This is a genomic window from Streptomyces prasinopilosus (assembly GCF_001419695.1).
In the GTDB taxonomy this organism is placed as follows: Bacteria; Actinomycetota; Actinomycetes; order Streptomycetales; family Streptomycetaceae; genus Streptomyces; species Streptomyces prasinopilosus.
This window is the reverse complement of the sequence record NZ_LIRG01000917.1, coordinates 1-1094: the sequence shown is the minus strand read 5'-3', so window position 1 is coordinate 1094 and position 1094 is coordinate 1. Positions and strand designations below refer to the sequence as shown.

Genomic DNA, 1094 nt, shown 5'->3' with positions numbered 1-1094 from the left:
GACGAGGAGGGTGCGGCGGGGCGGGGCGAGGTGGGCGGCGGCCGGGTCGGTGATGCCGCCGTACCGCCGGGGCGCGTACCCGGCGCCGAAGTCGCGGGAGAGGGCGTCGGGCATCACGGCTCGCGCGCGGCCGAGGTCCGCCGGACCCGCGGTCCCGATGATGCGGTCACGCCTCGCGCCCCCTCTGCATCAAGCCTCCGGAGTCGATCATCCGGGTGAATCTCGCGACGGGACTGCCAGGACACGCGCCGAAGCATTTGACACCGCCGTGACGCACCCCTAGAACCTAACGACATGACATTCGTTTTCAAAAGGGCGGGGTGCCGATGAGGATCGCGTTCGTCGGCAAGGGCGGCAGCGGCAAGACGACGCTGTCGGCCCTCTTCTCCCGCCACCTGGCCGCCGCCGGAGCCCCGGTGCTCGCCATCGACGGCGACATCAACCAGCACCTGGCCGAAGCACTCGCCCCCGCCGGACAGGCCCCGGTGACGCCCCCTCCCCTGGGCCCGCGCCTGCACGACATCAAGGCGTACCTGCGCGGCACCAACCCCCGCGTCACCTCCACCGAGTCGATGATCAAGACGACTCCGCCCGGCCGCGGCTCCCGCCTCCTGAGCCTGCTCGGCGACGACGAACTGCACGCCCGGCACGTCTCCCGGGCCGGCGGCGTCCCGCTGATGGCCACGGGCGAGTTCGACGACAGCGACCTGGGCGTGGCCTGCTACCACTCCAAACTGGGCGCGGTGGAGCTGTACCTGGGCCACCTGATCGACGGCCCCGGCGAATACGTGGTGGTCGACATGACCGCGGGCGCCGACGCCTTCGCCTCCGGCCTCTTCACCCGCTTCGACCTCACCTTCCTGGTCGCCGAACCCACCCGCAAGGGCGTCTCCGTCTACCGCCAGTACCGGGACCACGCCCGCGAGTTCGGCATCCGCATCGCGGTCGTCGGCAACAAGGTCACCTGCGAGGAGGACCTCCTCTTCCTCAAGGAACAGGTGGGCGACGACCTCCTGACCCACCTCGTGCACTCGGACTGGGTGCGAGCGGCGGAACAGGGCAGGACCCCGCCTGCGGGCCCCACCACCCCGGAC

1 protein-coding gene is annotated in these 1094 nt (G+C 71.4%); it reads left to right on the top strand.

Annotated features, from left to right (window positions below; translation table 11 throughout):
- Positions 1 to 326: 326 nt before the first annotated feature.
- Positions 327 to 1094: ATP-binding protein (locus AOK18_RS28445; protein WP_055696184.1), on the top strand; the 768-nt coding region annotated here is incomplete at its 3' end.